Raw genomic sequence first — 5253 nt, 5'->3', positions numbered from 1 at the left:
TCCTCTACATTGATAAATCCTGTTAAAGTTAGCATAGGCTTTACAGGAATATGAGCTACTATAGTAGCTGTATTTTTCCCTTGAACTTGTACCTTATTATTTCCTAATAGGAAATTAGGTTTTTTAATCTTAGGTTCTAAATCATATGTTACATAGTTTGGAACTCCATAGAACATAGCTTCTCCATTTTCATTGGTATTTATCTTTTGTTCTCCTATTTGAACCTCAACATTTTTAATAAGTTCCTCTCCTTCGTCATAAATATCATTATCATTTTTATCTACAAATGTAATAACTTTAAGAGGACTGCTGTCCATATTTTTGATTTTAGCAGTTGGATTTCTTAAATCAGTAATGTGATCTATTCCGAATTTGTGTTCTTGGTTTCCTTTTTTATCAATAAACATTTCGTAGTCAAACCAGTTGTTGTAATTAGTTGAGAATCTAAATGTAAATTTATCTTTCTCTTGCTCTGTATATCTAGCTTCTAGATTATAATCAAATAATCTGTTTCCGTTGCTAAAAATACTGAAGGCAACTTCATAATCTTTACCATCATTTTTCCAAGTATTCTCTAGTTTAAGAGTTGCTGTTCTAAGCCCAGTATAGTAGGTATTAAAGCTATATTTTCCTTTATCTTCTGTATGGTATTCATATTCTCCTGTAAGAAGTAAATCTTTATATGCTTTTGAATACTCTATGCTGTATTTATTAATTTTCTCTTTATAGTCTACTCCATAAATTCCATCCCTTTTAGTTGCTTCTTCTCTTTCATACTCCAAATCTAAAGCCTTTATAGGAGTGTATCTTACATAGAATTTTGTCTTATATTTATCTTCGTAAAATTCGCCTTTACTTTCATGTTCAAGTCTTAATCTAACTTTTTTAATATCAATTTGACCTAAGAAATCATAGGAGTAATCATCTTTAGTATTTTTTTCATTTACTTTATACTCAAATTTATTAAATACTTTATCCCCACCAACTCTTAATGTGTATGGTAATGAGTAAACATAATCAGAATAAACAGCTTCTAATCTTCCTTTATCCAAATACTCATATTCATCATTTATTAGTTCAGGCTCTCTTAAATATCCCATTCCTAATGTTAAATGATCTGTAAGACCATAGTAAACTTTAGAATCTGTTGTTGGTTTTCCACTTTCGTGATTTTCACGAATATTTATATCGTATTCAACTTCACCCTTATTCTGTTGATTATAATTTGAAGTTGTATTTATATCTTTTATTAAAATTTTTCCATCAGGAGTATAAATTTTTAATTGATAACTTCTATCCTCTTTAATTTCATCATTTTTAAACTCCACTACCCCATTTGTTGCATTTTGAATATCTATTATGATACCCATATATAAAAGTTCAACTCTACTTCCAAGAGGTACATTTTCTTTTATAATATAATTTTTAGAACCTGTTACTATATATCCCTTATCTTTTTTAAAAGATATATCATACTCTCTAGCTCCACTATCCATGTATTTATAATTTGCAATTTCCAAAGTATGACCTTTATAAATATCGTCATATCTTAGTTTTATATCTTCAAACATATGGTTTCTAACATCATAATTTGCTGTTATTTCTCCATAAAGAAAAGCTCCTTGATATTCAAGATTGGCTTCCCAATCACTTTGCCAATCTCCATTTTTTTCATATTCATTCTTTTTAAAAATTTGATTAAGCTCTGTTCTTAAATATCCTAATTCAAATAACTTTTTATCATTTGTATAAAGAATATCTTTTGTTGTTTTCCCTTCTTTTAATAACCTCTCATTGTTATTTTGTCTTATTCCTATTTCTTCAGGTGTTGAAAAATTTAATGTCATATTAATTTTTTCTTTCTCTTTAGAAAGAGCTAGATTAGTTAAAAATAATTTTCTAAAGATATCTTTTTCCAAATAAATATCTCCATCAAAGGCTTTGATACTATCAGAAGTTAGTTTTAATTCTTGATTATTCTTTAAAATTCTATTATTTTTTGTGTCTATAACTACATCTTCTAGGCTATCACCTAGCTTTGCATTTACATTATTTTCTATTCTTTCAAAATTTCTAAAATTTATTAGTTCAAAAAATGTGATTAGGGGAAAATAAACCTTTTCATTCTCTATAAATGGAGAATAAGACTCACTTTTTTTATCTCCATTTACGTATAATGAAAAAAGATGAATACCATCTTGATTTATTTCACCCCCATTTTCTAATAAATATTCTTCTTCACTTATAAGTCCTTTTGCTTTTAGTTCTTCTAATTCTCTAGCTGTAGCTTGTCTTATTTTTTGATTTTTGATTTTATTATTATTAAGACCTTCAGTTGCTACTTTCTCATTTTTATTATCTTGATTTATTGAAATATTTATATCTTCATCTACAAAATTATTAACTTCAATATTTTCAATATTTTTTAAAATAATATTCTCTTGTTTAAGATTTTTAATCTCATTAGCCTGGATTTCTTTTGGTTCAAATTGCTTTATATCTTCAGCATTTTTTTTAGGAATATATTTTGCTGAAACAAGTAAAAGTGCGATAACTCCTAAAAAAATAATAGTATTTTTCTTTTTCATTATTTCCCTATCCCCTTTTCTAAAATTTTAATTCCTTCCATATCTGTTATTACTAATCTTGGATTTCTAAGATTACCTATATCTAATTTTTGATTAAAAGTATTTTTATAACCTTTTAAAAGTCTAAAACTATCAAGATATTTTGCTTCTTTCAAATTATCACTTTCTAAGTAGGCTTCTACTTTTGTTCTAATCTCTCCAATGTTAGAGATTTTAAAACTAAGTTTATTATTTTTTAATTCTAAATCATCTATTTGAAGTTTTGGTTTTAAATCTCCTACATATCCTCCAAGTTCTAACTTCAAATCTGTATAAATAATTACACTTCCATTTCCCTTTTTTTCAATACCTGGAATATTTATTTCTTTTATCCCCATTATTGCTGTATATTCACCTTGTTTTGCTTCTTTTGGTGCTTCTATATAAACTCTAACTTTTTCACTTTGCCCTGGTTTAAGTTTTAAACTTTTAGGGTAAAATTCCATATATGGTGTCATATCTAGTCCATTCTCACTTTTTTCCTTATAAAGCCTATATCCAACTTCTTTAGCAGTTGGATTAGTAATATAAAATTCTTGTGTAGCTCCTTCTTTATCTATTCGTTTATCAAAGATAATAGGTGCTACTTGCATATATGCAAATGTTTTAAAAGTAAGTATAAAAAATATAATTAATTTTTTTAAGTTTTCCATCTAATCCCTCCATTATTTTAAATTTATTAAATAGAGAGCAAGAATATTTTTTCTTGCTCTTAATTTAATGAATCTAACTAACTTTTATTATTTGTTTTTACTTTGCTTCAAATTGAAGCAAAGTTTTATTTAACTGTTAAAGTTGCTGTAAATGTTCCATTTCCTACATACATTCCAGGGTCAGCTTTAGTTCCTGCTTTGATTACTGATTGTACTAAAGTTCTCATATTGTTATCTGTTGCTTTTATAGGTCTTTCTTGTTTTATAAAATTAAATTCTGTTGGCATAGTCATTGTTGTTGAACCTGTATCACCTACAGAAGATAATTTATCTAAAGTTAAAATATTTGTTGTTGGGTCATAATTATTATTTGTTGCTAAAGCGAATTGACCTATATATTGAGTTGTTCCTACTTTCCCACTTGCGTCTGCTGAAAATGGGTGATTATCTGTTCTTTTTAAAATAGCTGTTCTTTCAACAACTGATCTATTAAGTGTTCCTGCTAATTTTGTTCCATGATCAAATACCATAGTGTCGTAAATATTATCATTTTCATCCACAATCACTAATTCTGGTCCTTTTGGTGCTATATTTACTCTAACTTCAAAAGGTACTCCTGCTCCCACTTTATCTCCTGGATTTGTTGCACTTAAAGTTGAATCAACCATTTGTTGAGTTGAAGCTCCAAATGCCATTGATGATACTGTTAATACTGCTAATGCTCCCATTAATAATTTTTTCATAATTTAATTCCTCCTGTTATATATAATTTCAAACTATAAATTTTTAGATTTTTATAGTTTGTTTTAAAACTTTAATATTGTTATAATCGTAAAAAATTATATTTTTTGCGTGTTGTGGTATCTCTACATCTATAACTGTTTCATTCCCATTAAATAATCTTCCAACAGGATATAAAACTGGCAATAAAACATTATTTGAATCTGTAAACCCTACAGCTAATTCATATCCTCTACCAGTTGAATTTTTAACATTCGATCTGAATTTCTTTTTTCCATCTTTTTCATAAAATTTTTCCTTAGATAATTCAAACGGTTTAGTTAAATCACCAACATGAGCAAACATTTCAAGTTTTAAAGCCTGTTTAATTTCAAAACTTTGACTTGTTGTTCCTCTTTTTAATTCTTTTAAATTTGGAGATTTCAAAGGCTTTATTTCTAAATTAAAAGAATATTCTCCATCTTTTAATTTTGAATCTTCTTTTACATATACTTTAAAGCTTTTTTCTTCTAAAGGCTCAATAGTTAAAACTTTTGGATATATCGTTACTAATTTGGATATATCTGTTATCTTTTTTGTATTTGTCGCTTCTAATTTATATCTGATTGGTTCTTTAGAAGTATTCACTAATGTAAATTCTCCATAACCACCATCCAAATCAATCCTTTTATCATAATTTAAAGGATAGAATTTTAGAGCATAGCTCGGAACTACATTTATAATAAATATAAATGCAAATAAGGTTGACATTAAAAATTTTTTCATGTTAAATTTCCTCCTGATTTTTGATTAAATAATAAAAAAAGCCCTGCAAAAACAAGCACTTAAATAAGCACTTACTTTTACAGGACTACGTTATCATTGTTTCCGATTTCCCTGACAAAAATATTCAATTGAAAATTAATTAAAAACAAGGACTACGGTATCACTGTTTCACGATTTCCCTTTATTTTTAGTTGCATTAATTTCTACTAGAATTATATCATATATTCTTTATTTTTTCTATAATTTTATTGTTCGTTTTTAAACTTTTAATTATATTTTATAAATTAATAGTAATATTTCAATATATTATCTTAATGATTTTTTTAATTTTTTACTTAATTGTTTAATTTACTTTTCATTTCTTTTAAACTATTCATTATTCTAAATCTCTTTTGATTTTAATTATTATTTCCTATTTTAGCTAAATATATCCCTATTAAGACAATTAAAATACCAAAAATTTCTTG

General features: G+C 26.2%; 4 protein-coding genes. All 4 read right to left on the bottom strand.

What is annotated here, in order from left to right; all coding sequences use genetic code 11:
• A partial coding sequence (locus tag Q0V67_RS10245; RefSeq protein WP_297599303.1) for a hypothetical protein occupies positions 1-2588 on the bottom strand: 2588 nt, incomplete at its 3' end.
• Positions 2588-3280, bottom strand: a complete 693-nt coding sequence (locus Q0V67_RS10240) for a hypothetical protein (RefSeq protein ID WP_297599301.1) — start codon at positions 3278-3280, stop codon at positions 2588-2590. The genes Q0V67_RS10245 and Q0V67_RS10240, both read right to left, overlap by 1 nt.
• Positions 3281-3405: 125 nt before the next feature.
• Positions 3406-4023, bottom strand: coding sequence for a hypothetical protein (locus Q0V67_RS10235; protein ID WP_297599300.1), 618 nt, complete (start codon positions 4021-4023; stop codon positions 3406-3408).
• A 43-nt stretch (positions 4024-4066) separates the two neighbouring features.
• Positions 4067-4786, bottom strand: coding sequence for a hypothetical protein (locus Q0V67_RS10230; protein WP_297599298.1), 720 nt, complete (start codon positions 4784-4786; stop codon positions 4067-4069).
• Positions 4787-5253: the final 467 nt, after the last annotated feature.

Origin of the sequence: uncultured Cetobacterium sp., assembly GCF_947072685.1 — a bacterium.
Classification (GTDB): Bacteria; Fusobacteriota; Fusobacteriia; order Fusobacteriales; family Fusobacteriaceae; genus Cetobacterium_A.
Note: the sequence above shows the minus strand (reverse complement) of the source record. Positions and strands in the feature narration are given on the sequence as shown.